This window comes from Actinoplanes couchii (assembly GCF_016862075.1).
Classification (GTDB): domain Bacteria; phylum Actinomycetota; class Actinomycetes; order Mycobacteriales; family Micromonosporaceae; genus Actinoplanes; species Actinoplanes couchii.
In genome coordinates, this window is sequence record NZ_BOMG01000052.1 from 52,068 (window position 1) to 75,891 (window position 23,824).

Sequence of the window (23,824 nt, forward strand, 5' to 3'; positions counted from 1 at the left end):
GTGTGTTCCTAACGCATGGGTCGGGTCCGCCGCCGCTGTCAGCGGCCGAACGGGGTGAGGTCGAACGCCCAGACGGCGATCGCCGGGGGTTCGTCGGTCTCCGGATAGGGGACGGGCTCGAGTTCGCCCCAGAGGATCGAGCCGGGTGCCCGGTCCTCCAGGAATTCGACCACGATGGCCCGCAGGTCTTCGGTGATCTGGTAGTCGTCGGTGAACGGCAGGTCACTGGGTTTCCGGGAGCCGGCCGAGCAGCGGAGCTGACCGGCGACGGCGTCGTGCCAGACGTAGAACGTGGCGGTGCCCCGGTGCCCGGCACCGGCCACGAGTGTCCGTAGCCCGGCGGCCGTCTCCTCGAACGCGGTCACGACCTCGTCCGCGGACAGGCTTATGCGCTCGTGGGGCGGCGCGCCGAACCAGTTGGTGTTGGCGGTCTCAGCCGTCGGGTCCTCCGGCGACAACACCACTGTCTCGGTCACGATGGCGCGGATGTCCTTCAGCAGCACGGGTTCAGTTTGCCGGGTGCGGGCACCCCGGGCCCACCCGGGCCGCTCCGCCCGGTGGGTGTTTCCGGCGGCACTATCGGCCGATCCCGATGGACGGAACCGGCCGCCCCGGAGCGGTCCCCTGGTGGACACCGGTTTCGCCGGACCCCGGCCGCCCGGAGCCGAACCCGTCGATCCGGAGCAGAATTCCGGGGATCCCGAACAGGATCCCGAGGATCCGGAGCGGAATCCCGAGGATCCGGAGCCGAGCCCCGGCAAAGTCGGAGCCGAGCCCCGGCGGCCCGGACCGTCGCCTCTCGCCGGTGAGGCGGGCCGGGCCGCCGGGGACCGCCGCGACCGGGCTCCGCTGGGCCGGAGCCATGGGTCGGCAGCGGTTCACCGGAACGTCTAGGCGGCGACCGGCTCGCGCCGGGTGGTATCGGTCTCCTCCTCGTCGCCGGTCCCGTCCCCGGCCTCGGCCGCCTCGTCGATGATCCCGGCGACCACCTCGAGGAAGGTGGGCGCGGCCTCGTCGGGCATGCCGTCGCCGAACCGGACCGGAACCTCGGTGTCGTGCAGGGCATCGGTGGGCTCGCCCCGGACGACGCTTTCGGTGTCGGCGCCCTCGATCGTGCTCTGCGGCACCGGCTTGTTGCGGAAGAACCGGGAGCGCCCCCGGGCCAGGTCGTGGCCGACGGCGAGTGCCTCCATCTCGTAGGAGACCCGGTTCTTGTTGTCGTCGTCGACCCAGTCACGGGTGAAGATGCGGCCGTAGACGACGACCGGGTCGCCGACGGCGATCGAGGAGGCGACACCCTCGGCGAGGCGGCGCCAGGCGGTGACCCGGATGCGCAGCACGTCGCCGTCGGACCACTGGCCGGTCCCCCGGTCGAAGCGGCGGGCGGTGGAGGCCACCCGGAAGTTGGCGACGAGCTGGTTGTGGGTGGTGGTGCGCCGCCACTCGGGCGCGGTCAGGACGTTGCCGATGACGGCGATGTTGGTCTCGTACACGATGTCTCGCTCCTTCTGGTGTTCGGTCGGGTTCGAGACTGCGTCACCAGCGATGATCTTGCGGCTACGGATTGTGGACAACGACGAACTGTGGACGACGGGCAGGCGACGTTCGTTGATCTGGTATGGCGCACCGCCCTCTACCCATGGGTAACCTGATCGTGTGGAGACCGACGTCCTCGGACTGCCGTACGAGCGGCACACCATCGACCTGGGCAGCGACGACGAGGGCCCGGTGGTGGCGACCCTGGTCCGGCGGCGGGCGGAGACCCCGTCCCGGCGGGCCGTGCTGCACGTCCACGGTTTTGTCGACTACTTCTTCCAGACCCACATGGCCGACTTCTTCGTCGAGCGCGGCTGGGATTTCTACGCGCTCGACCTGCGGAAGTACGGGCGGAGCCTGCTGCCGCACCAGACGCCGAACTTCGCCCGGAGCATGACCGACTACTTCCCGGAGCTGGACGAGGCCGTCCGGATCATCCGGGAGCAGGACGGCCACGATCAGCTGCTGGTGACCGGGCACTCCACCGGCGGCCTGATCACCTCGCTCTGGGCGCACAGCCGCCGGGAGCGGGGCCTGGTCGACGGACTGTTCCTGAACAGCCCGTTCTTCGACTTCAACCTGCCCTGGGTGGTCCGGCGCCCGTTGATGTCGGCGGTGCTGGCGGTCACCGGGCGTCACCCGTACCGGAAGATGCCTGTCGCGAATCTCGGTTTTTACGGCCGGAGTCTGCACAGCGAGCACGACGGCGAATGGAATTACGACCTGACCTGGAAACCGATCACCGGATTCCCGGTCACGATGGGCTGGCTGGAGGCGATCCGGCGCGGGCAGCACCAGCTGCGGTCCGGCCTGTCGATCGATGCGCCGGTGCTGGTCGCCTGCTCGACCCGGACGTACCGGCGGCGCGAGTGGCACGACGACATCCGGGTGACCGATTCGGTGCTGGACGTCGATCACATCACCCGGTGGGCGCCCGGTCTGGGCCGGCGGGTGACGATCGCGCAGTTCGACGGCGGCATGCACGATCTGACTCTCTCCGGCAAGGAGGTGCGCGCCGAGGTCTTCCGTGAGCTGGGACGATGGGTGGACGCGTTCCTGCCCGCGCCGGGCACTCCGGAGGTCGGGATCCCGCCGGCGCCGGAGGACACACCGGCCGTGGCGGACGCTCTGGAGGCCGCCGAGAACCGGACCACCGACGAGGCGGACGACAAGTCCGGCGCGACCGCCTAGTATGTGCTGGCCAGCGCTCGTAGCTCAGCGGATAGAGCAACGGACTTCTAATCCGTCGGCCGTAGGTTCGAATCCTACCGGGCGCGCTTTCACCAGGCAGTTCACGTAAGGCCCGACCAGCACAAACGCGGTCGGGCCTTGCGGCTGTCCGGGGGCTGTCGTAGAAACGGGCGCATGACGTCGATCGATGACCTTCGGCCCGAGGTGCCGCACGCGGCGCGGATCTGGAACTACTGGATGGGTGGCACGGACAACTTCGCGGCGGCTCGGGCCGCGGGGGACGCCGTCGCCGAGGTCTACCCGGAGATCGTCGCGATGGCCCGGCACTCGCGGCGGTTCCTGATCCGGGTGGTGCGCCACTTGAACGGCGAGGCCGGTGTCCAGCAGTTCCTCGACATCGGCACCGGGTTGCCGACGATGCAGAACACGCACGAGGTGGCCCCTGGGGCACGGGTCGTCTACGTGGACAACGATCCGCTGGTGCTGGAGCACGCCCGGCAGCTGATGACGGCGACCGACCGGGTCGTCCACGTGCACGCCGATTACCACGAGCCGGAGCGGATCCTGGACGAGGCGCGCAAGGTGCTGGACTTCGGGCAGCCGATCGGGGTGATGTTCATGGGCGTGCTCGGCTACGAGCCGGATCTCACCGTTGTGAAGTCGATCGTGGACCGGGTGATGGCGGCGGTCCCGGCGGGCAGTTTCCTGGTGCTGTGGGACGGCACGAACACCACGCCGGCGGTGGTCGAGGGGGCCGAGCGGCTGGCGAACAGCGGTGGGGTGCCGTACGTCCTGCGCAGCCCGGAGGAGATCGACGGGCTGTTCGCCGGGCTGGAGCCGGTGGAGCCGGGCCTGGTGCAGTTGACCGGGTGGCGGCCGGACGGCGACGCCGAGTGGCTGGACGCCTACGGCGCGGTTGCGACAAAGCGATGACAGTTTTCGGAAAAGCACCTCTGAGCTGGGACTACTTGTCGCTGTGCAATATCGTCACGGCATGTTCGTCTTCGGTGTTCTCCTCTTCGGCATAGCGGTCATCGCGCTCGTCGCCGCCGCCACGACCAAGGTCCCTTCGGTGAAACGCAACGCCTGGCTGACCTTCGCCGGCAGCCTGGTCCTGTCCCTCGCGGTGATCGTCACCTCCAGCATCACGGTGGTGCCGACCCGTAACGTCGGCATCGTGACGGCCTGGAACAAGCCGACCGGCCGGACCACCGGCGCGGGTCTGCAATGGACGCTGCCGTGGGAGGGCATCGACGAGTGGGACGCGTCCGGGCAGACCTACTCGCACCTGGGTGACGAGTGTGTCTGGGTGACGATCGCGGCGCAGCGGCGGGCCTGCATCCCGGTGCAGATCGAGTGGTCGGCGAAGGCGGAGAAGGCGCCGGAGAACTGGGCGGCCTACCGCGAGGTGGGCAGTAAGTCGCGGTTCGAGGTGTTCATCGAGCGGCGGGTGAACCCGCAGATCAACGGCGCCATGACGTCGATCTTCGCGACCTTCGACCCGCTCGGTGCGGTGGATCCGACAAGTGGCGACGCGCCGGCGCCGGATCTGAACAAGACCTACAAGGACACCCTGGTCCAGGCGCTGAACGCGGAGCTGGGCGACGAGATCGTGGTGAAGTCGGTGGCGTTCGAGTCGCCGCAGTACGACGAGCCGACCACGCAGGCGATCGCGGCGTACGGCCAGAAGATCCTGGAGGCCCGCAACCTGGAGATCGACAAGGCGAACGCGAAGACCCGGGCGGAGATCACCCGGACCGACGCGAGCGTGGATCAGGTGGCCCGTTGCCTGCAGATCGCGGAGAAGCTGGGCAAGGAGCCGGGGCTGTGCATGGGTAACTCGGTGTCCTTGACCCGCCCGGTCGAGACCGGGCAGGCCAAGTAGAGAGCACCGGGCAAGAACGGGTCAGCGCACCCGGACCCGGACCGAGTCGAGGGCGGGCGTCTGGTTGGCGCGCTGCATCATCGGGATGCGGTGCGAGCCGTCGCCCGCCCAGGACGAGCACTGGAAGGTGCCGGACTGGGCGAGCCCGGGCACCTGGATGGTGATGGTGTCGGGGGCGTTGTTGCCACGACCGTCCTCGGTGGCCACGAAGAAGCCGGGGACCGGGTCGGGCGCGGGCGCCTGGTTGGTGCTGTCCAGGATCCGGCAGGCGGTGTGGAAGTGGCCGCGGGTGATGCCGTTCTGCAGCACCGAGCTCTCCACGTAGTAGCCGCCCTGGCCAGCCGCGAGGAACCGGTCCCGGATCAGGTTGCGGGTGCTGACCTTGATCTGGAACGGCTGGTTGCGGTTGACCTGGCTGGGCGCCGAGGTGATCAGCAGCGTGGCGTTGCGGTTGGCGTTGGCGACCTCACCGAACTCGGTGGAGACGCACTTGTTGCCGGTCTGGAAACCGTCGTGCGCCGGCAGGTTCGACGTGTCGCACGTGTCGGTCAGGATGCCCAGGTTGTTGCCGGGCTCGGCGGCCGCCGGGGTGGTCACCACCGGGACCGCGCCACCGTTCTGGTTGAGCGAGCAGGTCGCCAGGCCGGCCGCGTTCAGGTCGGGGCGGGCGGCGTTGCGGGAGATCGCCGTCTCGATCCGGCTGATCGCGGCGAGCCGCTTGTCCTTCAGCGGGCCGAGGATCGCGTTCTGGATGAACTGCGGCCCGCCCTGCCCGACGGTGGCGGCGATCCGGTTGTTCGCCTCGTTGATCTGCTGGTCGAGCAGCTTGAGGTTGTTGTCGACCTCGGCCTGAGCCTGCGCCGGAACATTGACCTTGATGTAGACCTGCGGACAGTTGACGGTCGGAACGGCGGCCTCGGCAGCCGACGCGATACCGATCCCGGCACTCACCATGGTGGCGGCGAGTCCGGCGGTGATGACAAGTTTCCGGCGCATGACCTGCTACTTCCCGATACGCGATGGGCTGCTTCTCCCCTCCATACGGGAACGCTCCCAGGCTGGATCAAAATCGGTCGGAAATTTCATGCCGCGAGTGCCTCGGTGGGTGCCAGCCGGGCCGCCCGGATCGCCGGGTAGAGACCGGCGACCGCCCCGATCAGCAGGGTCGCGCCCAGACCGCCGGCCACCGCCCACAGTGGTACGACGGCCGGCCAGCCCTGTGCCGCCGCGTAGATCAGGGTGACCCCGAACCCGGCCAGCACCCCACCGGCCCCGCCGATCACCGACAGCAGCAGCGACTCGGCGACGAACTGGACCCGGATCTGCCCGCGGGTGGCGCCCAGGGTGTGGTCGCGCTGATCGTGGTGAGCGCCGCCGCGATCGCGCTGGGCTGGCTGATCGCCGGGCGGATGCTGCAGCCGCTGCACCAGATCACCGCGACCGCCCGGCGCATCGCCGAATCCCCGGCCGCCGACCGTGGGCTGCAGGAACGCATCGCCCTGCACGGGCCGAACGACGAACTCAAACAGCTCGCCGATACGTTCGACCTGATGCTGTCCCGGCTCGACCAGTCCCTCGACGCCCAGCGCCGGTTCATCGCCAACGCCTCGCACGAGCTGCGCACCCCGCTCACCCTCAACCGGACGCTGCTGGAGGTGGCTCTCGAACCCGAGACGGCCTCCCCTGAGGTACGCCAACTCGGGTCGACGTTGCTGGCCATCAACGACCGGCACGGCCGCCTGATCGACGGACTGCTGCTGCTCGCGCGTTCGGACCGGGAGGTGACCGAGCGGTCGTACGTCGATCTGGCCGACATCGTCGACCACGTAGCCGTCGCCGACGTCGTGCAGGTGCGCACCGAACCCGCCGAGGCGGCCGTCCTCGGTGACCCGGTGCTGCTGGAACGGCTGGTGCAGAACCTGGTGGAGAACGGGATCCGGCACAACGTCCCGGACGGCTGGGTGCAGGTCACCTCGCGTACCCGGCCGGACGGCTGGGTCGAGTTGCGGGTCGCCAACTCCGGGCCGGTGGTGCCCCGGTACGAGGTGCCCGGCCTGTTCGAACCGTTCCGCCGCTACCGCACCGACCGCCTGGCCGGGCCGGGCGCCGGTCTGGGCCTGTCCATCGTCCGGGCCGTGGTCGGCGCCCACCGGGGCCGGTTGCAGGCCGACGCCCGGGACGAGGGTGGCCTGGTCATCACGGTGCTGCTGCCGGCCGCCGGCTGAAAACCGCTGCTGCCCGCCGCAGGCTGAAAACCGCTGTCGCCGGGCGGCCCGGAACTGCGACGATCGCCGGCATGGCGCAACCGGGCGGAGTGCGGATCGGCTGGGCGGACCTTCCCGGCCCGGTCCAGCGGGACATCGAGCAGATCATCGGCGGTGGGCCGATCGTGGCCGCCGACTCCCAGGCCGGCGGGTTCTCCCCCGGCACCGCCGACCGGGTCCGCACCGCCGCCGGGGCACGGGCCTTCGTCAAGGCGGTCACCCCGGCGCTGAACGAGCAGTCCGCCGAGCTGGCCCGGCAGGAGCTGCGGATCACCGCCGCGCTGCCCCGGCACACCGCGGTGGCCCGGGTGCTGGGCGGTTTCGACACCGGCGACTGGGTGGTCCTGGTCCTGGAGGACATCGAGGGCAGTCATCCGGCGGTCCCCTGGGTGGTGCCGGACATCAAGGCCGCCGCGACCGCGTTGCGGGGCCTGGCCGGGGTGCTCACCCCGGCGCCGGTGGCCGGTTTGCCGACGGTGGTGGAGAAGTACGGCGAGGAGTTCTCCCGCTGGGACGACCTGGCCGCCGACGTGCCGGACGACCTCGACCCGTGGGCGGTGGCGCACCTGGACCAGCTGCGGGCCGCCGCCGGACGGGGCGTGGCCGCGCTGTCCACCGGCGCCACCCTGGTGCACGGCGATCTGCGCGCCGACAACATCCTGGTCCGGGCGGACGGCAGCCTGGTCCTGGTCGACTGGCCGCACGCCTGCGTCGGCCCGGCCTGGACCGATGCGGTGCTCCTGGCGATCAACGTGATCGTGCACGGCGGTGATCCGGCCCCGCTGCTCGACGGCGTCGACCCCGGCATCGTGACAGGCGTGCTGGCCGGGGCGACCGCCCTGTTCCAGCACCGCTGCCGGCAGCCACCCCCGCCCGGCCTGCCCACGGTCCGCGCCTTCCAGCGTTTCCAGGCCGACGCCCTGCTCCCCTGGGTGCGCGGCGCCCTGTCACGCGGCTGAACCACACCCGGCACTGTGCCGTAACAGTTACGGGGTTGACCGGTAGATGGGACCTCAAGCACACCGCACCGGGCCCGGCACGCAGGAGGACTAAGGTCTGATTTGCAATTGGCGGCCCGGGCGCCCAACCGAATCATGGAACGGAAGATGATGACCGACCAGCCCAAGGTGCGAGTCCTGCTCCTGGAGAGCATCCACCCCGACGCGGTTACCCGCCTCGAGGAGGACGGTTTCCACGTCGAGTCCCTGCGCAACGCCCTCGACGAGGTCGAGCTCGTGGAGCGCATCTCCGGAGTCCACCTGCTCGGTATCCGGTCCAAGACACAGGTGACGGCGAAGGTCCTGGAGGCCGCCGACAAGCTCGTCGGCATCGGCGCGTTCTGCATCGGCACCGACCAGATCGACCTGGCCGCGGCGTCGGCCGGCGGTGTCGCGGTCTTCAACGCCCCGTTCTCCAACACCCGCTCGGTGGTGGAGCTGGCGATCGCCGAGATCATCGCGCTGACCCGGCGGCTCACCGAGAAGAACGCCTCGATGCACGAGGGTGTCTGGGACAAGTCGGCCGACGGCGCCCACGAGATCCGCGGCCGCCGCCTCGGCATCGTCGGTTACGGCAACATCGGCACCCAGCTGTCGGTCCTCGCGGAGAACCTGGGCATGTCGGTCTCCTTCTACGACACCGCCGACAAGCTGGCGCTGAGCAACGCGCACCGCTGCGCCAGCCTGGACGAGCTGCTGGAGTCCAGCGACATCGTCACCCTGCACGTCGACGGCCGTCCCGGCAACGCGGGTTTCTTCGGCGCCGAGCAGTTCGCCAAGATGCAGGCCGGCAGCCTCTTCCTGAACCTGTCCCGCGGCCTGATCGTCGACCACCTGGCCCTGCGCGACGCGCTGAAGAGCGGCCGGCTGGCCGGTGCCGCCGTCGACGTGTTCCCGAAGGAGCCGAAGGGCCGCGGCGACGAGTTCCTGTCCGAGCTGCGTGGCCTGCCGAACGTGATCCTCACCCCGCACATCGGCGGTTCGACCGAGGAGGCCCAGTCCGACATCGGCGGCTTCGTGGCGAACAAGCTGGCCAAGTTCGTGACCGAGGGCAACACCACGCTGAGTGTCAACCTGCCCGGCGTGACCCTGCCCGACCTGCCCGGCATGCACCGCATCGTGCACATGCACAAGAACACCCCGGGTGTGCTGGCCCAGGTCAACCGGATCCTCGCCGAGCACAACGTCAACGTCGAGGGCCAGATGCTGAGCACCCGCGGTGAGTACGGGTACCTGATCACCGACATCGCCCGCGGTTACCCCGACGTGGTGCTGGACCAGCTCCGTTCCATGGAGCAGACCGTCCGCCTGCGTGTCCTGAACTGATCTTTCGATCCGAAAAGGGGCCCCTCGTCGAGGGGCCCCTTTTCGGATGAGATCAGGACGGCGCCGAGGTCTCCACCTTCAGCAGGGTGACCGGCGCGACCGCGTCCACGTCGTAACGGTTCCCGCTGGTCCAGTCCTTGGGCGTCAGGGTCGATCCGGGCGGCACATCCTTCAGCGTCTTGGAGCCGGCGGTCACCGACGACGCGCCGCCGCCCACCTTGATCCGCACCGGGCTGCCGGTGGGCGCCCGCAGGATCAGCTCCTCGATCCCGCCGGTGATCCGCATCGGCACCGTGCCGGTGGCCTGCGCCAGGTTCATCTCGGCCCGCCGGGTGCCGCCGACCAGCTCGATGCCCTTGATCCGGCCCTGGGTGAGGTCGACGATCCGCTCGGCGGAGTAGCCGGAGAACCGGATGGTCCACCGCACCTTCGCGGACAGCACCACCTCGATCTCGCCACCGCTTCCGGCGGCGTCCCGGTTCAGGTCCACCCGCAGCCGCTCGTCCTGCACGTCGGCGCTGGGCCGGACCCCGCTGCCCTCGGGCGAGCTGACCCGGTACAGGTCGTCGCCGAGGTCGTCGATCCGCAGCCGCACCCGGTCGGTGGCGGCCATCAGCTCGAACGTCGCGATGTTCACGTCGTTGATCGGCCCGCTGACGACCTGCTGGTTCCCACCACCGCCGCCGAGCATGCCGGCGATCTGGCTGTTCTCGCCGGAGTAGTAGATGACGCCGGTGACCGCGACGACGGCCAGCGCCACGATGCCGAGCAGCGCCATGCCCGCGGTGACCACCCGGGACTGCCGGCGAGGCGGCGGGCCGGCCGGCGGCTGCGGCGAGTCGCCGAACACCACCGGTCCCCCGGGCTGTCCGGGCGCGCCGGTGGGTGCCTGCCACGACCCGCTCGGGTCGTTGCCGTCGGTCCACAGTGGGGCCGGTGCCGCCGAGGGCGAGCCGGCGTCGAACGTCGAGGACGGCCACGGCACTCCGGCGCCGGACGGGCCACCCGAGGAGGGGTACGCGCCGGCCGGTGAGCCGGGCGAGAAGGACGCGGCCGGGGACCAGCCGTCGGCGCCGCCGGTCCCGTTGCCGGACTTGCGGACGATCGGCAGCTCCTCCGAGGCGGGCTCGGCCCGGCGGCGCAGCTCGCCGGTACCGGACTCGAGTGATCCGCGCCCGGTCCGCCGGCCGGTGTCGGCCCCGTCCTCGTCGGCGAAGGAGGAGATGTTGCCGGTGGTGCTCCGCCGGGCCGGGAAGGCGCCGGAGGCCGCGGTCAGCGACCCCAGTCCGCCACCGGCACGGCCGCGCGGCTTCGGCATGTTCCCGGTGTCGTCGCTGACCCGCCGGATGCTGCCGGTGTCCTCGGCACGGCGCGAGGCCTCTTCGGTGAGACGCCGCAGAGTGCCGGTGTCGTCGCTGACCCGGCGCATGCCGCCGGTGTCCTCGGCGGCGCCGGCTCGCCGCACTCTGGCGGTGTCGTCGCTGTCCCTCGGCATGCTCCCGGTATCGCTGACCCGCGGCATGCTCCCGGTGTCCTCGCCACCACGGCCGCGGCCCGGCCGGGCCCCGCCGATCGGCCCGTCGCTGAACCCGAACGAGACACGTCCCGGCCCGGCGGGCGAGGCCGGCCCGAACTCGGGCGGCGACGACACCGGTTTGGGCCCCGCCGGAGGCGCCGACGACGGCCGCGCGACCGGACTGGAAAGTGCGGAAGGTGAAGAAAGAGATGAAGAGGCAGAAGACGCGGATGGTGCGACGGGTGAGGAAAGCGCCCCGTCCCCCGGCTGATCTCCTCCGCCGAACCAGGCGACCGGCTCCCCGCCGACATCCGGTCGATTGGCCTGCGGCCGGCGTCGCGGCAGCCGTCCGCCCGGCGGTTGTTCGCCTGGTTCGGACGTGTCGCCGACAGCGGCGGTACGGTCCACGTTTCCTCCCTGCAGCGCACCCACGGTGTGTCCCCCGGGAGGAGTACGTAAGGAACTGCTTCCCGGATGAGTGATCGGAGATTTACCGCGGGTCAGGCCGGACCAATCCGCGCCGGGTGGCGATGGCGACCGCCTCCAGTTGGCTGTGCGCCCCCAGTTTGGCGAGCACCGCCTTCTGATATCCGCGGCAGGTGTGCACGCTGATGCCCAGCCGGCGGGCCACCGCGCGGGCGTCCAGACCGGCCGCCATCAGCTGCAGGACCTCGTCCTCGCGGGCGGTGAGACCACCCGGGGCCAGCACGTTCCCCCGCTGGCCGGCGACCGGTGGGGTGGTGCTGCGCAGCAGCCGGGCGAGGATGTCGGTGGAGACGGTCATGCTGCCGCGGTGGGCGGTGCGCAGAGCATTGAGAACGTCACCGAGAGCGCCGTTCTTGGAGATGAAGCCGGCGGCCCCGGCGGTGGTCGCCCGCCGGACGAGGGTCTGGTCCTCGCTGGCCGTGAGGATCACCACACGGGAGTCGGGCTGGCGCACCCGGATCAGCTCGGCGATCGCGATGCCGTCGGCATCGGACAGTTCCGGGTCCATGACGATCACGTGGGGCGACAACTCGGCCGCGAGGCGTATCGCCTCGGCGCCGGTGCCGGCGTACCCCACACAGTGCAGATCGGGCTGACCTGCCAGAGCGTGTCCCAGGAGTTCGGCGAAGGTCTGGTGACCGTCGACGACGAGCACAGTGATCGTCTCGCCGCTGTTCATACGCCACCCTTTCTTCTCCCGCCCACGACGGGCTCCGCGCAGTCTAAGGATTACCCGACGAACTGCCTTCCCTACCAACAGGCTGCCCACCGGAACGGCCGACGGCCGGTTGCCTCCGAGTGGACGTGATGACCAGTCGTTCGGCCGAGACACCCCCTCGCTTTGGGTCTTGTCGGCACTGTCCACCGGGCAGCACAGTTCTCGATCATGCACGACATCCAGCTCTTCGGCCGCCTTGAGGTCCGCACCCGTGGCATTCGCCTGACCGGTGACGACCTCGGTGGCGCGCGTCCCCGGCAGCTCCTGGCACTGCTGGCCCTGCGGGGCGAGTGGTCGCTTGTGGAGCTGGCCGGCACGCTGGGTGTTCCCGCCGACACGGTGAAGCACGATCTGGGCATTCTCCGCGAGCACCTGGAGCCGGGCGTACGCCGCCGGGACTCGGTGGTCGCCACCGGGCGGGGCCGGGCCCGGCTGCTCGCCGACCGGGTGCACGTGGACACGGCCACCTTCGATCAGCTGCTCGCCACCGCTGCCGGCCGTCCCGCCGCCCGGGCCGCCCGCCCGCTGGCCGCCGCCGCCTTCCTGGCGTCCCGGCCGCTGCTGGAGGACGAGGACGCCCCGTGGGCGGCCGAGGCCCGCGCCGAGTACCGCGCGAAACTGATCATGGCGGGTGACCCTCAGCCGATCGGCTGAGCCCCGCGACAATCGTGGGGTGCTGCCCACTGCCCTGACTCCGGTGCCGTTCGCCCCGGAGATCTCCCTGTTCCTCGTCACCGCGCCGGTCGGGCTCTTCGAAGTGACCGGCGGTGACTTCCACAGCGATCAACCGCCGCCGTTCTGGGCCTTCGCCTGGGCCGGCGGTCAGGCGCTGGCCCGCCACCTGCTGGACGATCCGTCGCTGGTGGCCGGCCGGCGGGTGCTGGACGTGGCGACCGGCTCGGGGGTAGCCGCGGTCGCCGCCGCGCACTGCGGCGCCTCGGCGGTCGCCTGCACCGACGTCGACCCGGCCGCTGTCGAGGCGGCCCATCGCAACGCCTCCGCCAACGGCCTGTCGCTGGCCGCCCGGGTCGACGACCCCGACGTGGTGCTGGCCGGCGACGTCTTCTACAGCCCGATCGTGGCCCCGAAGATGGTCGCCACCCTGCGCGGCTTCCGGAAGAACGGCGCGACCGTGCTGGTCGGCGACCCGGGCCGGGGCTTCTTCCCTGAGCGCCTGTTCGAGCTGGTCACCGAGTACACCGTGCCGGTCCCGGCCCATCTGGAGGAGACCGAGGCGCTGCCCACCGGCGTCTGGCGGATGAAGTAGCAATCCAGATGCATTCATCAAGCAACAAGTTGTACGCTACACGCATATCTGACCGGAGGCCCATCGTGCACGAACAGCAATCCACCCGGCTGGCCGAGGAAATCACGCGGTTGGTCCGGATGGGGGCGCGATTCCGGGGCATGCTCAAGACCGGGGACCTCGGTGCCGAGTTCTCCGCGTTGATGCTGCTACCGCCGTTGCGATCGATGGGCCCGATGCGAGTCACCGACCTGGCCGAGATCAAAGGGGCGGATCCGTCGACGGTCAGCCGTCAGGCCGCCCAGTTGGTGAAGGCGGGGCTGGCCCGCCGGGAGGCGGATCCGGCGGACGGCCGCGCCTCCCGGCTGGCCGTGACCGAGGCCGGGGTGGCCGCGTGCGAGCGCGTCCGCACGGCCCGGGTGGCGATGCTGTCCCAGGTGCTGGCGGACTGGCCGGCCGACCGGGTCGGCGCGTTCACCGATCTTTTCGAAGAGTTCAACGACGCGGTCGAGGCGCACCTGCGCTCCGACCCACCCCCACGGGAGACTTCGTGAGCCACCCAGCCCCACCGGCGCACGCGCCGGTGGAATTCACCCACCGCCAAATCCTGACGATCCTCGGCGGCCTGATGATGGGCATGTTCCTCGCCGCGCTGGATCAGACGATCATGGCGACCGCGACCCGGACCATCGCCGACGACCTGAACGGCTTCAATCTGCAGGCCTGGGCCACCACGGCATTCCTGATCACGTCGACGATCGCCACCCCGCTGTACGGCAAACTGTCCGACATCTACGGCCGGCGTCCGTTCTTCCTGCTCGCCATCGGCATCTTCATCGTCGGCTCGCTGCTCTGCGGCTTCTCCGACAACATGTGGCAGCTGGCCGCCTTCCGGGCCATCCAGGGTCTCGGCGCCGGCGGTCTGATGTCGCTCGCGCTGGCCATCATCGGTGACATCGTCCCGCCCCGTGAGCGCGCCAAGTACCAGGGCTTCTTCCTCGCCGTCTTCGGCACCGCGAGTGTGCTCGGCCCGATCATGGGCGGTTTCTTCGCGGGCGCCGACGAATTGCTCTGGACCGACGGCTGGCGCTGGGTGTTCTTCATCAACGTGCCGATCGGCCTGGCCGCGATGGCCGTGGTCGCCAGGGTGCTGCACCTGCCGCACCACCGGGTCGACCACCGGATCGACTGGCCCGGCGCGGTCACCCTGGTCGTCGCCCTGGTGCCGCTGCTGACCGTGGCCGAGCAGGGCCGGGAGTGGGGCTGGGACTCGACCCGCTCGATCGCCTGTTTTGTGGTCGGCGCGATCGGCCTGGTCGGTTTCGTGCTGGCCGAGCGGGCGTACAAGGACGAGGCCCTGCTGCCGTTGACCCTGCTCGGCAAGCGGACCGTGGCGGTGGGGGTGACCGCCAGCACGATCCTCGGCATGGCGATGTTCGGTGGCCTGATGACCGTGCCGCTCTACCTGCAGATCGTGAAGGGCTCGACGGCCACCGAGGCCGGCCTGCAGATGATCCCGTTCGTGCTGGGCATCATGACCGGCTCGATCATTTCCGGTCAGCTGATCTCGCGTACCGGCAGATACCGGATCTTCCCCATCGTCGGCAGCGTCTTCATGGTGGCCGCGCTCTTCCTGTTCTCGCTGATCGGCGCGGACACCCCGCTGTGGCAGACCATGCTGGTGATGGTCCTGATGGGTCTCGGCCTGGGCGGCAACATGCAGCCGATGATCACCGCCGTGCAGAACGCGGTGTCACCCCGGCAGATCGGCACGGCCACCGGCGCGGTCACGTTCTTCCGCTCGATGGGCGGCACGCTGGGCACCGCGGTGTTCCTGTCGGTGCTGTTCAACGTGCTGCCGGCCAACATCGAGAAGGCGTACACGACGGCCCAGGCGACTCCGGCGTTCCAGCAGGCGCTGGCCGCCGATCCGGCCCAGGCGCAGATCCTGTCCACGGCCACCAGCGGCGCCGGCCTGTCCGACACGTCGTTCCTGACCAAGCTCTCCGACGCGGTCTCGCACCCGTTCAAGGTCGGTTTCGCCGACAGCGTGCACGTGGTCTACCTGATCGCCTTCTTCATCATGATCATCGGCCTGATCGTGGTCTTCTTCCTGCCCGAGATCCCACTGGCCCAGCGGTCCGCCCAACAGGCCAGAGCCGCCGAGGCGGCCGAGGGCCAGATCTAAGGGCCGATTGCGGGGGTACGGGGAACCGGGCCCCGTGGTTTCTCCGTGGGGCGAAGTAGCGTGGCGGCATGGCTGTTGTGAAGATCAACGCGATTGAGGTTCCCGAGGGCGCCGGCCCCGAGCTGGAGAAGCGGTTCGCCGCCCGCCACGGCGCGGTGGAGAACTCGCCCGGTTTCCTCGGCTTCGAGCTGCTGCGCCCGGTGGCCGGCGAGACCCGCTACTTCGTCTACACCCGTTGGGAGACCGAGGAGGACTTCCAGAACTGGTCGAACGGCCGCGCCAAGGAGGCCCACGCCGGCGAGCGGGCCAAGCCGGTCGCCAGCGGCGCCAGCCTCCTGGAGTTCGAGGTCATCCAGTCGGTCGACAAGCCGAGCTGAATCCGGCACGCCCCACGGCGAGGCGGCGGGCGGAGAGATCCCCGCTTCCTCGCCGTTCCCGTGCCCGCGGGTGGGTCACTCGGCGTTGCGGGCGGCGGCCGTCACCAGGCGGGCGGCGATGGTGCCCCGGTCCAGGCCCAGGCGCTGGGCGCTCTCCTGGAGGACGGCGTAGGCCTCCTGCACACCGCAGCCGCGCTGGGCGATGATCACGCCGACCGCCCGGTCCACCTCGGCGCCCTCGGTCAGGGCCTCGCGCCGGCGCAGTTCGCCGAGGAGCACCTCGGCCTGCCCGGCCAGGGCCATCGCGGTGACCATCACCTCCGGGTCCAGGTCGCCGGGCCGGTCGGGGTAGACGCTCACCGCTCCGACCGCGGTGCGCCGCACGTCCAGCGGGATGGCGGCGACCGCGCGCAGGCCGTCGGCGCGGGCCGCGTCCCACAGCTCCGGCCACCGCTGGTCGGCGGCGAGATCGGCGGCGGTGACCACGGTGCGGGTGCGGGCGGCTTCGAGGCCGGGGCCGCTGCTGTCCGCGTACTGCAACCGGTCGAAGGTCTCGCCCGCCGGCCCGGCGGCGGCCTCGGTGAGCGGTCCGCCCTCGCCGATCAGCACGACGGAGCAGCGCACCACCCCGGGCAGGGCGGCGGTGGCGGCGGCGAGCCGGTCCAGAGCCTGAGTGAGGGAGTCCGCGGCGAGCAGGCGGACGGTGAGCTCGTGCAGGTGCCCGGCGATCTCCACGGGGTGCGGCCCGGCGGCGGGGCCGGGCGGGGCGGCGTGCCGGGCGGGACCACCGCGCTGACCGGAGCGCCGGCCGGAACCCTTGCCGGAGCGTTTGCCGGAGCGACGGGGAATGACCGGTGAGGTGGCGCCGTCTTCAGGGGTGCGCCGGGTCAGCCGGGCGCCACGCTGCGCGGCCGGGACTCGCCGTTTCGGGGCAGACACCCGACGGATATTGCCACGTCTATCCGCAATCATGCGCGATCATGTGCCCCGATCGGGGGGTGTTGACCGGATAAACCTCGATCCGCGACATTCACCACGTTGCGGAAAGTACTGCGCCGCCCCTCGGAGACTCCCGAGAGGCGGCGCGAATGCCGGTGTGCAGGTCGCCTCGCGGCGAGTGGCTCAACACGGCTCCAGCCGAACGGTATTCCGTGCAGGCGTTGAGTGAGGCCCGGGGACACTGGGCACACCGGCATTCGTTCACAACCGTCGGCACCGGCCCACGATTCCGTAAGGCCTTGTGACGTGAGTTACACCATGCGTGATGCCCTGATCAGGACGGATCGAACCCGCCGGTACGCTCAGGGCATGAAGGGGCTGTGGACTCCGGCGTGGATGGCCCGCCATCTGCTCGCGCTCGCGATGACCGCGACCTGCCTCGCGCTGGGGTGGTGGCAGTTCAGCCGCGCCGCCGACGGCAATTCGATCAGCTATGGCTACATGTTCCAGTGGCCGGTCTTCGGCGGTTTTGTGGTCTTCATCTGGGTCCGCGAGATGCAGCTGGCCCGCCGTAAGGCCGCCGGGCAGCCGGTGACCGAGCCCGAGCCGGCGCTCCGGGCCGGCGCCGTCGAGCCGGGCGCGCCGGTGACCCTGGGCCGCCCGGTCCGGGTCGCGGTCGCCCGCCCGGAGGAGACCCCCGATCCCGAGCTGGACGCCTACAACGACTACCTGGCCTGGCTCGCCGCCCACCCGGGTGCCGGGCCGTCCGACTATCCGGGCCGCGTCCCCCACAAATAAAGCAAGAAGGAGTCACCGACCGTGCAGGGAGCCCTCACCCGCTACCGGATCATCGCCTGGATCGTCGGCGTGGTCCTGATCGCCCTCGTCGTCGTGGGCATGCCGTTGAAGTACGGCCCCACCGACAACCCGATCGTGGTCGAGACGGTGGGCCCGTTCCACGGTTTCCTCTACATGGTGTATCTGGTGCTCACGTTCGACCTGTCGCGTCGTGCGAAGTGGGATTTCGGCCGGATGATCCTGGTGATGCTGGCCGGCACGATCCCCTTCTTCTCGTTCTGGGCCGAGCGTCAGGTGACCCGGAAGTGGATCCCGGTAACCGAGCCGGCACTGAGCGAATAGTCCGGAACATGAGTCCGGAATAACGCTCCGGGGGCGACAGATAACGGGCCGTTATCTGGATTAAACACGCAAGACCGGCCATTGGTAAAAATCACTCGCCAAGGTCTTGATTTCTTTTCTTCCGTCGATAGGTTAATGCGGTTGGTCCGGTCCGCAGCCACAACCCCTCGGGTGGCGCCGGCCAACGCCGCCGATCAATACTTGGCGATCCGCCGTCCTGACCCCCGGGGCGGCGGTCGTTTCGTGATCCGGGCCGGGACAGCCGACGTGGACAGGGCCTCTCTTCCAGCCTCACCGTCCCGCCGACCCGGTGGGCGGCCAGCGGAAGAAAGGCCCCTGACCCAGTGCCACACCCCCGAAACAGGTTCCGGGCGCTCGTGGTCGCGATGACGGCGTTCGCGATCACCGTCTCGGGCGGGACGGCTGCACACGCCGCTCCGACCGAGAAAGAGCTCAAGAAGAAGATCGAGGTGGCCTCGGAGAAACTCGAGGACATCTCGGAGCAGTTCAACAAGGTTCGCCTGGACATCAAGAAGACCAAGGCCGACAGCGTCAAGCTGGAGGCCTCCCTGAAGCCGGCCCAGGCCGCCCTCGACGAGGCCAAGGCCAAGGTGGGCACCATCGCCACCACCGAGTACATGCAGGGTCGCACCGGCCCGCTGACCGTGATCGTGAGCGGTGACTCGGAGAACCTGATGGAGCGCCTGGCGTTCCTGGAGCAGATCCAGCGCACCAACCAGCAGGACATCGACACCTTCAGCGAGACCACCCAGTCGTTCGCCGACCGTAAGGCGGCGCTGGCGAGCACGCTGAAGAAGCAGCAGGCCCAGTCCACCGAGCTGGCGGCGACCGAGAAGAAGTACAAGACCGATCTCGCCGATCTGTACGAGATGCGGGAGACCGTCTACGGCAGCCCCACCGAGGGTGGCAGCGGCGGTTCCTACACCGGCAAGATCCCGACCATCGCCGGTTCGGCCGGTGTGGCGGTCACGTTCGCGTTCAAGCAGATCGGCAAGCCGTACGGTTTCGGCGACGCGGGCCCCAGCTCGTACGACTGCTCGGGTCTGACCTCGCGGTCCTGGCAGGAGGCGGGCAAGTCGCTGCCGCACAACGCCGCCGCGCAGTACAGCGCCACCGCGCGGATCAGCAAGGCCGACCTGAAGCCCGGTGACCTGGTCTTCTACCGGAACAACGCGCACGTCGCGATCTACGTCGGCGGCGGCATGATCATCGACGCGCCGTCGGCGGGCCGGGACGTGCTGCACCGCACGATGAACATCATGACCCCGAACGGCTACGGCCGGGTCAAGTAGCACCCCGGGTGCGTTCCGGTTCGATCGGACCGGAACGCACCGCCAGGAAGTCCCGCACCACGAAAAGGCCGGCGCCCCCGGATCGGGGGCACCGGCCTTGATCGTTTCAGCGGCCGGATCAGGCGGCCTGCAGGCCCTCCGCACGGGCCAGCTCACGCAGCCGGCCGAGCGCCTGGATCTCCAGCTGGCGGATCCGCTCCCGGCTGAGCGAGAAGCGCGACGCCACCTCGGTCAGCGAGTGCTCGCGGCCGTCCTCCAGCCCGTACCGCGCCCGCATGATGCCGGCCGAACGGTCGTCGAGGTGGTTGAGCAGGCCCTCGATGCGCTGGCGCTCCAGGGCGTTGAGGACGATCTCCTCGGGGCTCGGGGCGTCGCTGTCGGCCACCAGGTCACCGAGGTTGGTGTCGCCGTCGTCGCCGACCGGGGTGTCCAGCGAGACGGTGTCCTGCGCCCAGCGGGTCAGCTCGTTGACGCGTTCGACGGTCACGCCCAGAGCGGCCGCGACCTGCTCCGGCTCCGGGTCGCCGCCCAGCTCACGAACGAGCTGGCGGGTGACGTTACGCATCCGGTTGACGTCCTCGACCAGGTGCACGGGGAGCCGGACGGTGCGCTCCTGCTGGGCGATGGCCCGGCTGATCGCCTGCCGCACCCACCAGGTGGCGTAGGTGGAGAACTTGTAGCCGCGCTCGTAGTCGAACTTCTCGACCGCGCGGACCAGACCGGTGTTGCCCTCCTGGATCAGGTCCAGCATCGGCATGCCGGACCGGACGTAGCGGCGGGCGATGGACACGACCAGACGAAGGTTGGCCCGGATGAACAGGTCCTTGGCCTTCTGGCCCTCGGTGACGAGACGTTCCAGTTCCTCCCGGCTGATGCCGCGCCGGATCTCGCCCGTCTCGAGCAGGTGCTCGGCGTAGAGGCCGCCCTCGATCGCCTTGGAGAGTTCGACCTCACGTGCGGCGTCCAACAACGGCGTCCGGGAGATCTCGTGCAGGTAGACTCCGACGAGGTCGCGCTCTTCGGCAACCTGATCGGTACGCATCACGGTGCTCTTCTCCACGTTGCCCACGGTCCCCTCATTGCCGTCACTAACCCTGTTACGGGCATTACCTGCGTCCATCAGCCCTCTCCCGTAACGTCCGCAGCTCGTGCATTGCGGTTGCTGACATCCACATAACAAATTGCTAGTCGGACTGATTCCGTCCGGTGGGTCGAAAGTGTCACGAATGCCTGGGTGGTACCTGAGAGCCCAGTGCGCGATCCCTGAGTGCGGCATCTTCGCGACCGTCGTGCTGACGGTCGGATACCCTTTGCGCGACTCATAACACCATCGGCCTCTCATCGTCACAGCGACGGGCATCACCCTGGGCGACGCGATGTCCGTCACCCCCGAGTACGTGTTTCGTGCCCGTGGGGTTCATGTGCAGCATCGGCCGAACGACAAGAGGCCTGAAACAAACGCCCCGCGAAAAGATCCGGATTCCGTGGGTGGAACCGGGGCCATCGGTCACAATGCGCCCTGTCACTCCACACTTCACTCGCCCACTCGGGTGACGCTGCGTGGACACGGAACATTCCCAGGTGGCGGCCCGGCCTCCCGTCGAGTGAGGAAGAGCACATCCACGACGGTGTGACAGGCTGCACGTCATGACCAAGACAGCTCTCGTCACCGGCGGTGCCGGCGGGCTCGGCTCCGCCACGATCGACGCTTTCCTGGCCGCCGGCTGGCGCGTGGTCGCCCCGGTGCGGCCCGGCCGGCAGAGCGCGGTTCCGGCCGGCGCCGTCGCGGTCGCGGCCGATCTCACGGTGGCGGCCGACACCGCCGCCGTGGTCGCCGAGGCGGCGGGCGACCCGGACCGGCCGCTGCGGGCGGTGGTCAACCTGGTCGGCGGATTCGCCGCGGGCGGGCTGATCGCGGACACCCCGGTCGAGGACTTCGAGGCGATGCTCGCGATGAACCTGCGGCCCACCTACCTGACCACCGCGGCGGCCCTGCCGCACCTGATCGGCGCCGGCGGTGGCTCGGTGGTCTGCGTGTCGTCCCGGGCCGCGGTCTCGCCCTTCCCCGGCGCGGCCGGTTACGTGACCGCCAAGGCCGCGGTGCTGGCGTTCGCCGCCGCGGTCGACGTCGAGTACCGCAAGCGGGGCGTGCGCTGCAACACGGTGCTGCCCAGCGTGATCGACACCCCGGCGAACCGGGCCGCCATGCCGGACGCCGACCACGGCCGCTGGGTGAGCCCGGCCGAGATCGCCGCGACGGTCCTCTTCCTCTGCTCCGACGAGTCGGCCCGGGTCAGCGGGGCACGGATCCCGGTTTACGGTCAGGCCTGACCGGCTTCCAGCTCGGTACGGATCGCCTTGGTGACCTGCTCCGGGGTGCCGTTGGCGTCGATCACCACGAACCTCGGGTACTCCGGGAGGGCGCGGTAGGCGGCGTCGGCGGCCATCAGGTAGTCCATGGTCTCGGTGTCGTAGCCGCGCCGCTCGATCCGGTCCTGGGCGACCTCGGGGTCGACGGCCAGGAAGAACATCACGTCCGGCTGCGGGAACAGGCGGTAGGCCAGCCGGGCCCGGCGGATCGCGGCCGGCCGGGCGCCGTGGGCCCGCAGACTGGCGAACTGGCACACCGCGTACCGGTCCATCACGGCGATCTCCCGGGTCACGGCCCGGCGCAGCAGGGTCCGGACGATCGCGAACCAGCGCAGCACCGACTCGACGGCGAGCGTCCCGCGACGGCCGAGCAGATCCTCGGCGTCGGTCCGGCCGACCATCACCGCGATCCGGCCGAACCAGTGCCGCCCCCCGGCGTTCTGCCGGTACACGGCCGGAAACCCGGCGGCTGCCAGCTCAGCGGCGACGGTGCGGGCCTGGGTGGTCTTGCCGGAGCCGTCGATACCGACCAGTGCGATCGTGCGCGGCATCCGGCTGGGATATCGGGGGGCCGAAACCGGTTGGGACTGCGCCATGAGAGCCATACCAACCAACGGTAACGCCCGTCTGCACATTGCGTTCCACGGCGAAGGACCGATTCAGTCCCCCAGAATGAGCCGAGGGGGTTCAAGGCGCCGCTGCTCCGGGTAGTCGTGAACGAATCAGACACGGACAGGAGGGTCGGCATGCCACACCGTGTGGACGAGGGTTTGGCCATCACCTTGAAACGGGTCGCGTCGATTCTCAAGGGCGCGGACATCCCCTTCGCCCTGGGCGGGAGCTTCGCCGTGTACGCCCGCGGCGGTTATTCCAGCGATCACGACGTGGACTTCCTGATTCGCGAGCAGGACAAGGAACGGGCTCTGCAGGAACTGTCGCAGGCCGGCTTCCAGACCGAACAGCCACCGGAGGACTGGCTGGTGAAGGTCTTCGACGAGGGCCGGATGGTGGACCTGATCTACCGGCCGGTGGAGTCGCCGGTGGACGACGCGACGCTCGCGGACACCGATCAGATCTCGGTCGAGGCGATCTACATGCCGGTGGTCTCGGCCACCCGGCTGATGGTCCACAAGCTGCTCAGCTACAGCCAGCACTACTGCGATTTCGCCACCGGGCTGCCGGTCGCCCGGTCGTTGCGCGAGCAGATCGACTGGGAGCGGGTCCGGCGGGAGACCGGCGACTCGCCGTACGCGGAAGCGTTCTTCGTCCTTGTCGACCGGTTGGACGTCGTGCCGCACCCGGACGGGCGGGAACTGAGGGTAGGGGGATGAGATGACTGTTCAATTCGATCTCGAAGCCGAGATCCAGCGCCTGCTCACCGAGCACGATCGCATCGCCGAGCAGGGCATCACCGTGCACCGCCGGGAGAACGTGGTGGTGCTCGGCGGGGAGGTGGAGAGCGCCGAGCGGCGCGACGAGATCTGCCGCCAGATCACCGGGCGGTTCCCGGAGATCGAGATCACCTGCGACATCGGCATCACCCGGGCGCAGGCGCCGAGCGAGGTGGAGGAGATTTCATGATCCGGATCGCCGCCGTGGGCGACGTCCACGTGGACAAGGACGTGGTGGGCCGCTACCGGCCCGCACTGGAACAGCTGCCGGACCGGGCCGACGCGCTGCTGATCGCCGGGGACCTGACCCGGCACGGGACACCCGACGAGGCGAAGTGCTTCGCCACCGAGTTCGGTGGCCTGGCCGTGCCGGTCGTGGTGGTGCTCGGCAACCACGATCACCAGAGCGACCAGCAGCAGCAGGTCACCGAGGTGCTGACCGACGCCGGGATCACCGTGCTGGAGTGCTCCTCGACGGTGCTGGAGATCAACGGGCACCGGCTCGGGATCGCCGGCGCGAAGGGGTTCGGCGGCGGGTTCGCCGGGGCGTGCGCCAGCAACTTCGGCGAGCGGGAGATGAAGGACTTCGTCGGGACCACCGAGGACATCGCCGACCGGCTCGGCGAGTCGCTGCGCTCGGTGCGGTGCGACGCCCTGGTGGCGCTCACCCACTACGCGCCGGTGCCGGAGACCCTGGCCGGGGAGCCGCTGGAGATCTACCCGTTCCTGGGCTGCTACCAGCTCGGCAATGCGATCGACTCGGCCCCGACGGCGCTGGCCCTGCACGGGCACGCGCACCACGGTTCGGAGCGCGGGCGGACACCCGGCGGGGTTCCGGTCCGGAACGTCGCGCACCCGGTGATCAAGCAGGCGTACAACGTCTACCAGTTGCTGTCCGAAACAGTGGATTCTCAACTCGTACCGGCGTAAATCAAGGTTT

The 23,824-nt window shown here is 69.9% G+C and carries 26 protein-coding genes, 1 tRNA gene and 1 pseudogene; 19 read left to right on the plus strand and 9 right to left on the minus strand.

Going from position 1 to position 23,824, the window contains the following annotated elements; all coding sequences use genetic code 11:
* Positions 1-38: 38 nt before the first annotated feature.
* Both Aco03nite_RS20255 and Aco03nite_RS20260 read right to left on the minus strand, forming a co-directional pair.
* Complete coding sequence (locus tag Aco03nite_RS20255) at positions 39-503, minus strand: hypothetical protein (protein WP_239145297.1); 465 nt, start codon at positions 501-503, stop codon at positions 39-41.
* 387 nt (positions 504-890) lie between these two features.
* Complete coding sequence (locus tag Aco03nite_RS20260; protein ID WP_239145298.1) at positions 891-1,574, minus strand: single-stranded DNA-binding protein; 684 nt, start codon at positions 1,572-1,574, stop codon at positions 891-893.
* Between the two features lie 82 nt (positions 1,575-1,656).
* On the opposite strand from Aco03nite_RS20260, the gene Aco03nite_RS20265 reads away from it, so the two are divergent.
* From Aco03nite_RS20265 to Aco03nite_RS20280, 4 genes are all read left to right on the plus strand, one after another.
* Entirely contained in the window at positions 1,657-2,727 is a 1,071-nt protein-coding gene (locus Aco03nite_RS20265; protein ID WP_203796941.1) for an alpha/beta hydrolase, read from the plus strand.
* 13 nt (positions 2,728-2,740) lie between these two features.
* Positions 2,741-2,813, plus strand: a tRNA-Arg gene (locus Aco03nite_RS20270).
* Between the two features lie 88 nt (positions 2,814-2,901).
* Positions 2,902-3,660 (plus strand): SAM-dependent methyltransferase, encoded by a 759-nt coding sequence (locus Aco03nite_RS20275; RefSeq protein ID WP_203796942.1) that lies wholly within the window; start codon positions 2,902-2,904, stop codon positions 3,658-3,660.
* 61 nt (positions 3,661-3,721) lie between these two features.
* Positions 3,722-4,612 (plus strand): SPFH domain-containing protein, encoded by an 891-nt coding sequence (locus Aco03nite_RS20280; protein WP_203796943.1) that lies wholly within the window; start codon positions 3,722-3,724, stop codon positions 4,610-4,612.
* A 21-nt stretch (positions 4,613-4,633) separates the two neighbouring features.
* On the opposite strand, the gene Aco03nite_RS53025 is transcribed toward Aco03nite_RS20280, so the two are convergent.
* Both Aco03nite_RS53025 and Aco03nite_RS53030 read right to left on the minus strand, forming a co-directional pair.
* The gene (locus Aco03nite_RS53025) at positions 4,634-5,608 is read right to left on the minus strand and encodes a hypothetical protein (protein WP_239145299.1); all 975 of its coding nucleotides are present in this window, start codon (positions 5,606-5,608) and stop codon (positions 4,634-4,636) included.
* A gap of 86 nt (positions 5,609-5,694) precedes the next feature.
* Positions 5,695-5,958: pseudogene (locus Aco03nite_RS53030) on the minus strand (ABC transporter permease); the annotation flags it as partial.
* 63 nt (positions 5,959-6,021) lie between these two features.
* Between Aco03nite_RS53030 and Aco03nite_RS20290 the strand changes: the two are divergent.
* From Aco03nite_RS20290 to serA, 3 genes are all read left to right on the plus strand, one after another.
* A complete protein-coding gene (locus Aco03nite_RS20290) occupies positions 6,022-6,837 on the plus strand; it encodes a HAMP domain-containing sensor histidine kinase (protein ID WP_239145300.1) in 816 nt (271 codons plus the stop codon).
* Positions 6,838-6,908: 71 nt separating this feature from the next.
* The gene (locus tag Aco03nite_RS20295; protein WP_203796945.1) at positions 6,909-7,835 is read left to right on the plus strand and encodes an aminoglycoside phosphotransferase family protein; all 927 of its coding nucleotides are present in this window, start codon (positions 6,909-6,911) and stop codon (positions 7,833-7,835) included.
* A gap of 147 nt (positions 7,836-7,982) precedes the next feature.
* The gene (serA, locus tag Aco03nite_RS20300) at positions 7,983-9,200 is read left to right on the plus strand and encodes a phosphoglycerate dehydrogenase (protein WP_203796946.1); all 1,218 of its coding nucleotides are present in this window, start codon (positions 7,983-7,985) and stop codon (positions 9,198-9,200) included.
* A gap of 52 nt (positions 9,201-9,252) precedes the next feature.
* On the opposite strand, the gene Aco03nite_RS20305 is transcribed toward serA, so the two are convergent.
* Together Aco03nite_RS20305 and Aco03nite_RS20310 are read right to left on the minus strand one after the other, a co-directional pair.
* The gene (locus Aco03nite_RS20305; RefSeq protein ID WP_203796947.1) at positions 9,253-10,695 is read right to left on the minus strand and encodes a hypothetical protein; all 1,443 of its coding nucleotides are present in this window, start codon (positions 10,693-10,695) and stop codon (positions 9,253-9,255) included.
* A gap of 511 nt (positions 10,696-11,206) precedes the next feature.
* On the minus strand, positions 11,207-11,881 hold the full coding sequence (locus Aco03nite_RS20310) for a response regulator (protein ID WP_203796948.1): 675 nt from the start codon (positions 11,879-11,881) through the stop codon (positions 11,207-11,209).
* 207 nt (positions 11,882-12,088) lie between these two features.
* Here Aco03nite_RS20310 and Aco03nite_RS20315 point away from each other — a divergent pair, with 207 nt between their 5' ends.
* The 5 genes from Aco03nite_RS20315 (at position 12,089) to Aco03nite_RS20335 (ending at position 15,731) form a co-directional block, all read left to right on the plus strand.
* Complete coding sequence (locus tag Aco03nite_RS20315) at positions 12,089-12,574, plus strand: hypothetical protein (RefSeq protein WP_203796949.1); 486 nt, start codon at positions 12,089-12,091, stop codon at positions 12,572-12,574.
* Between the two features lie 22 nt (positions 12,575-12,596).
* Entirely contained in the window at positions 12,597-13,187 is a 591-nt protein-coding gene (locus tag Aco03nite_RS20320) for a class I SAM-dependent methyltransferase (protein WP_373872621.1), read from the plus strand.
* A 119-nt stretch (positions 13,188-13,306) separates the two neighbouring features.
* On the plus strand, positions 13,307-13,720 hold the full coding sequence (locus Aco03nite_RS20325) for a MarR family winged helix-turn-helix transcriptional regulator (protein ID WP_239145301.1): 414 nt from the start codon (positions 13,307-13,309) through the stop codon (positions 13,718-13,720).
* A complete protein-coding gene (locus Aco03nite_RS20330) occupies positions 13,717-15,354 on the plus strand; it encodes an MDR family MFS transporter (RefSeq protein WP_203796952.1) in 1,638 nt (545 codons plus the stop codon). The genes Aco03nite_RS20325 and Aco03nite_RS20330 overlap by 4 nt, the downstream gene beginning before the upstream one ends.
* 68 nt (positions 15,355-15,422) lie before the next feature.
* Positions 15,423-15,731, plus strand: a complete 309-nt coding sequence (locus tag Aco03nite_RS20335; RefSeq protein ID WP_203796953.1) for an antibiotic biosynthesis monooxygenase family protein — start codon at positions 15,423-15,425, stop codon at positions 15,729-15,731.
* Between the two features lie 75 nt (positions 15,732-15,806).
* Here Aco03nite_RS20335 and Aco03nite_RS20340 read toward each other — a convergent pair whose 3' ends face one another.
* Positions 15,807-16,670, minus strand: a complete 864-nt coding sequence (locus tag Aco03nite_RS20340; protein WP_239145302.1) for a GAF and ANTAR domain-containing protein — start codon at positions 16,668-16,670, stop codon at positions 15,807-15,809.
* A 369-nt stretch (positions 16,671-17,039) separates the two neighbouring features.
* Here Aco03nite_RS20340 and Aco03nite_RS20345 point away from each other — a divergent pair, with 369 nt between their 5' ends.
* The 3 genes from Aco03nite_RS20345 (at position 17,040) to Aco03nite_RS20355 (ending at position 19,123) form a co-directional block, all read left to right on the plus strand.
* Positions 17,040-17,468 carry a hypothetical protein gene (locus tag Aco03nite_RS20345; protein WP_203796955.1) on the plus strand — a complete coding sequence of 143 codons (429 nt, stop codon included), beginning with the start codon at positions 17,040-17,042 and terminating at the stop codon, positions 17,466-17,468.
* Between the two features lie 21 nt (positions 17,469-17,489).
* Complete coding sequence (locus Aco03nite_RS20350) at positions 17,490-17,810, plus strand: DUF3817 domain-containing protein (RefSeq protein WP_203796956.1); 321 nt, start codon at positions 17,490-17,492, stop codon at positions 17,808-17,810.
* 386 nt (positions 17,811-18,196) lie between these two features.
* Positions 18,197-19,123: a C40 family peptidase gene (locus tag Aco03nite_RS20355; protein WP_239145303.1), complete on the plus strand. Its 927-nt coding sequence runs from the start codon at positions 18,197-18,199 to the stop codon at positions 19,121-19,123.
* Positions 19,124-19,241: 118 nt separating this feature from the next.
* On the opposite strand, the gene Aco03nite_RS20360 is transcribed toward Aco03nite_RS20355, so the two are convergent.
* Entirely contained in the window at positions 19,242-20,243 is a 1,002-nt protein-coding gene (locus Aco03nite_RS20360; protein ID WP_203796957.1) for a sigma-70 family RNA polymerase sigma factor, read from the minus strand.
* Between the two features lie 527 nt (positions 20,244-20,770).
* Here Aco03nite_RS20360 and Aco03nite_RS20365 point away from each other — a divergent pair.
* The gene (locus Aco03nite_RS20365; protein ID WP_203796958.1) at positions 20,771-21,454 is read left to right on the plus strand and encodes an SDR family NAD(P)-dependent oxidoreductase; all 684 of its coding nucleotides are present in this window, start codon (positions 20,771-20,773) and stop codon (positions 21,452-21,454) included.
* On the opposite strand, the gene Aco03nite_RS20370 is transcribed toward Aco03nite_RS20365, so the two are convergent.
* Complete coding sequence (locus Aco03nite_RS20370; protein WP_239145304.1) at positions 21,445-22,044, minus strand: dTMP kinase; 600 nt, start codon at positions 22,042-22,044, stop codon at positions 21,445-21,447. The two genes, Aco03nite_RS20365 and Aco03nite_RS20370, sit on opposite strands and share 10 nt — an antisense overlap.
* A gap of 195 nt (positions 22,045-22,239) precedes the next feature.
* On the opposite strand from Aco03nite_RS20370, the gene Aco03nite_RS20375 reads away from it, so the two are divergent.
* Genes Aco03nite_RS20375 through Aco03nite_RS20385 form a run of 3 tightly spaced genes read left to right on the plus strand, consistent with a single transcriptional unit; the run spans position 22,240 to position 23,814 of the window.
* A complete protein-coding gene (locus tag Aco03nite_RS20375) occupies positions 22,240-22,824 on the plus strand; it encodes a nucleotidyltransferase family protein (protein ID WP_203796959.1) in 585 nt (194 codons plus the stop codon).
* A 1-nt stretch (position 22,825) separates the two neighbouring features.
* Positions 22,826-23,074 (plus strand): hypothetical protein, encoded by a 249-nt coding sequence (locus Aco03nite_RS20380; protein WP_203796960.1) that lies wholly within the window; start codon positions 22,826-22,828, stop codon positions 23,072-23,074.
* On the plus strand, positions 23,071-23,814 hold the full coding sequence (locus Aco03nite_RS20385; protein ID WP_203796961.1) for a metallophosphoesterase family protein: 744 nt from the start codon (positions 23,071-23,073) through the stop codon (positions 23,812-23,814). Before Aco03nite_RS20380 ends, Aco03nite_RS20385 begins: the two co-directional genes overlap by 4 nt.
* Positions 23,815-23,824: the final 10 nt, after the last annotated feature.

What these genes read in the sequence shown, in the direction of transcription:
- Aco03nite_RS20275 (WP_203796942.1), top strand. Translation starts at nt 2,902, where the DNA reads ATGACGTCGATCGATGACCTTCGGCCCGAGGTGCCGCACGCGGCGCGG.
- Aco03nite_RS20280 (WP_203796943.1), top strand. Translation starts at nt 3,722, where the DNA reads ATGTTCGTCTTCGGTGTTCTCCTCTTCGGCATAGCGGTCATCGCGCTC.
- Aco03nite_RS53025 (WP_239145299.1), bottom strand. Translation starts at nt 5,608, where the DNA reads ATGCGCCGGAAACTTGTCATCACCGCCGGACTCGCCGCCACCATGGTG.
- Aco03nite_RS20290 (WP_239145300.1), top strand. Translation starts at nt 6,022, where the DNA reads ATGCTGCAGCCGCTGCACCAGATCACCGCGACCGCCCGGCGCATCGCC.
- Aco03nite_RS20365 (WP_203796958.1), top strand. Translation starts at nt 20,771, where the DNA reads ATGACCAAGACAGCTCTCGTCACCGGCGGTGCCGGCGGGCTCGGCTCC.
- Aco03nite_RS20345 (WP_203796955.1), top strand. Translation starts at nt 17,040, where the DNA reads ATGAAGGGGCTGTGGACTCCGGCGTGGATGGCCCGCCATCTGCTCGCG.
- Aco03nite_RS20370 (WP_239145304.1), bottom strand. Translation starts at nt 22,044, where the DNA reads ATGCCGCGCACGATCGCACTGGTCGGTATCGACGGCTCCGGCAAGACC.
- Aco03nite_RS20385 (WP_203796961.1), top strand. Translation starts at nt 23,071, where the DNA reads ATGATCCGGATCGCCGCCGTGGGCGACGTCCACGTGGACAAGGACGTG.
- Aco03nite_RS20325 (WP_239145301.1), top strand. Translation starts at nt 13,307, where the DNA reads ATGGGGGCGCGATTCCGGGGCATGCTCAAGACCGGGGACCTCGGTGCC.
- Aco03nite_RS20315 (WP_203796949.1), top strand. Translation starts at nt 12,089, where the DNA reads ATGCACGACATCCAGCTCTTCGGCCGCCTTGAGGTCCGCACCCGTGGC.
- Aco03nite_RS20380 (WP_203796960.1), top strand. Translation starts at nt 22,826, where the DNA reads ATGACTGTTCAATTCGATCTCGAAGCCGAGATCCAGCGCCTGCTCACC.
- Aco03nite_RS20310 (WP_203796948.1), bottom strand. Translation starts at nt 11,881, where the DNA reads ATGAACAGCGGCGAGACGATCACTGTGCTCGTCGTCGACGGTCACCAG.
- Aco03nite_RS20295 (WP_203796945.1), top strand. Translation starts at nt 6,909, where the DNA reads ATGGCGCAACCGGGCGGAGTGCGGATCGGCTGGGCGGACCTTCCCGGC.
- Aco03nite_RS20305 (WP_203796947.1), bottom strand. Translation starts at nt 10,695, where the DNA reads ATGCCGAGGGACAGCGACGACACCGCCAGAGTGCGGCGAGCCGGCGCC.
- Aco03nite_RS20335 (WP_203796953.1), top strand. Translation starts at nt 15,423, where the DNA reads ATGGCTGTTGTGAAGATCAACGCGATTGAGGTTCCCGAGGGCGCCGGC.
- Aco03nite_RS20360 (WP_203796957.1), bottom strand. Translation starts at nt 20,243, where the DNA reads ATGGACGCAGGTAATGCCCGTAACAGGGTTAGTGACGGCAATGAGGGG.
- Aco03nite_RS20375 (WP_203796959.1), top strand. Translation starts at nt 22,240, where the DNA reads ATGCCACACCGTGTGGACGAGGGTTTGGCCATCACCTTGAAACGGGTC.
- serA (WP_203796946.1), top strand. Translation starts at nt 7,983, where the DNA reads ATGATGACCGACCAGCCCAAGGTGCGAGTCCTGCTCCTGGAGAGCATC.
- Aco03nite_RS20355 (WP_239145303.1), top strand. Translation starts at nt 18,197, where the DNA reads ATGACGGCGTTCGCGATCACCGTCTCGGGCGGGACGGCTGCACACGCC.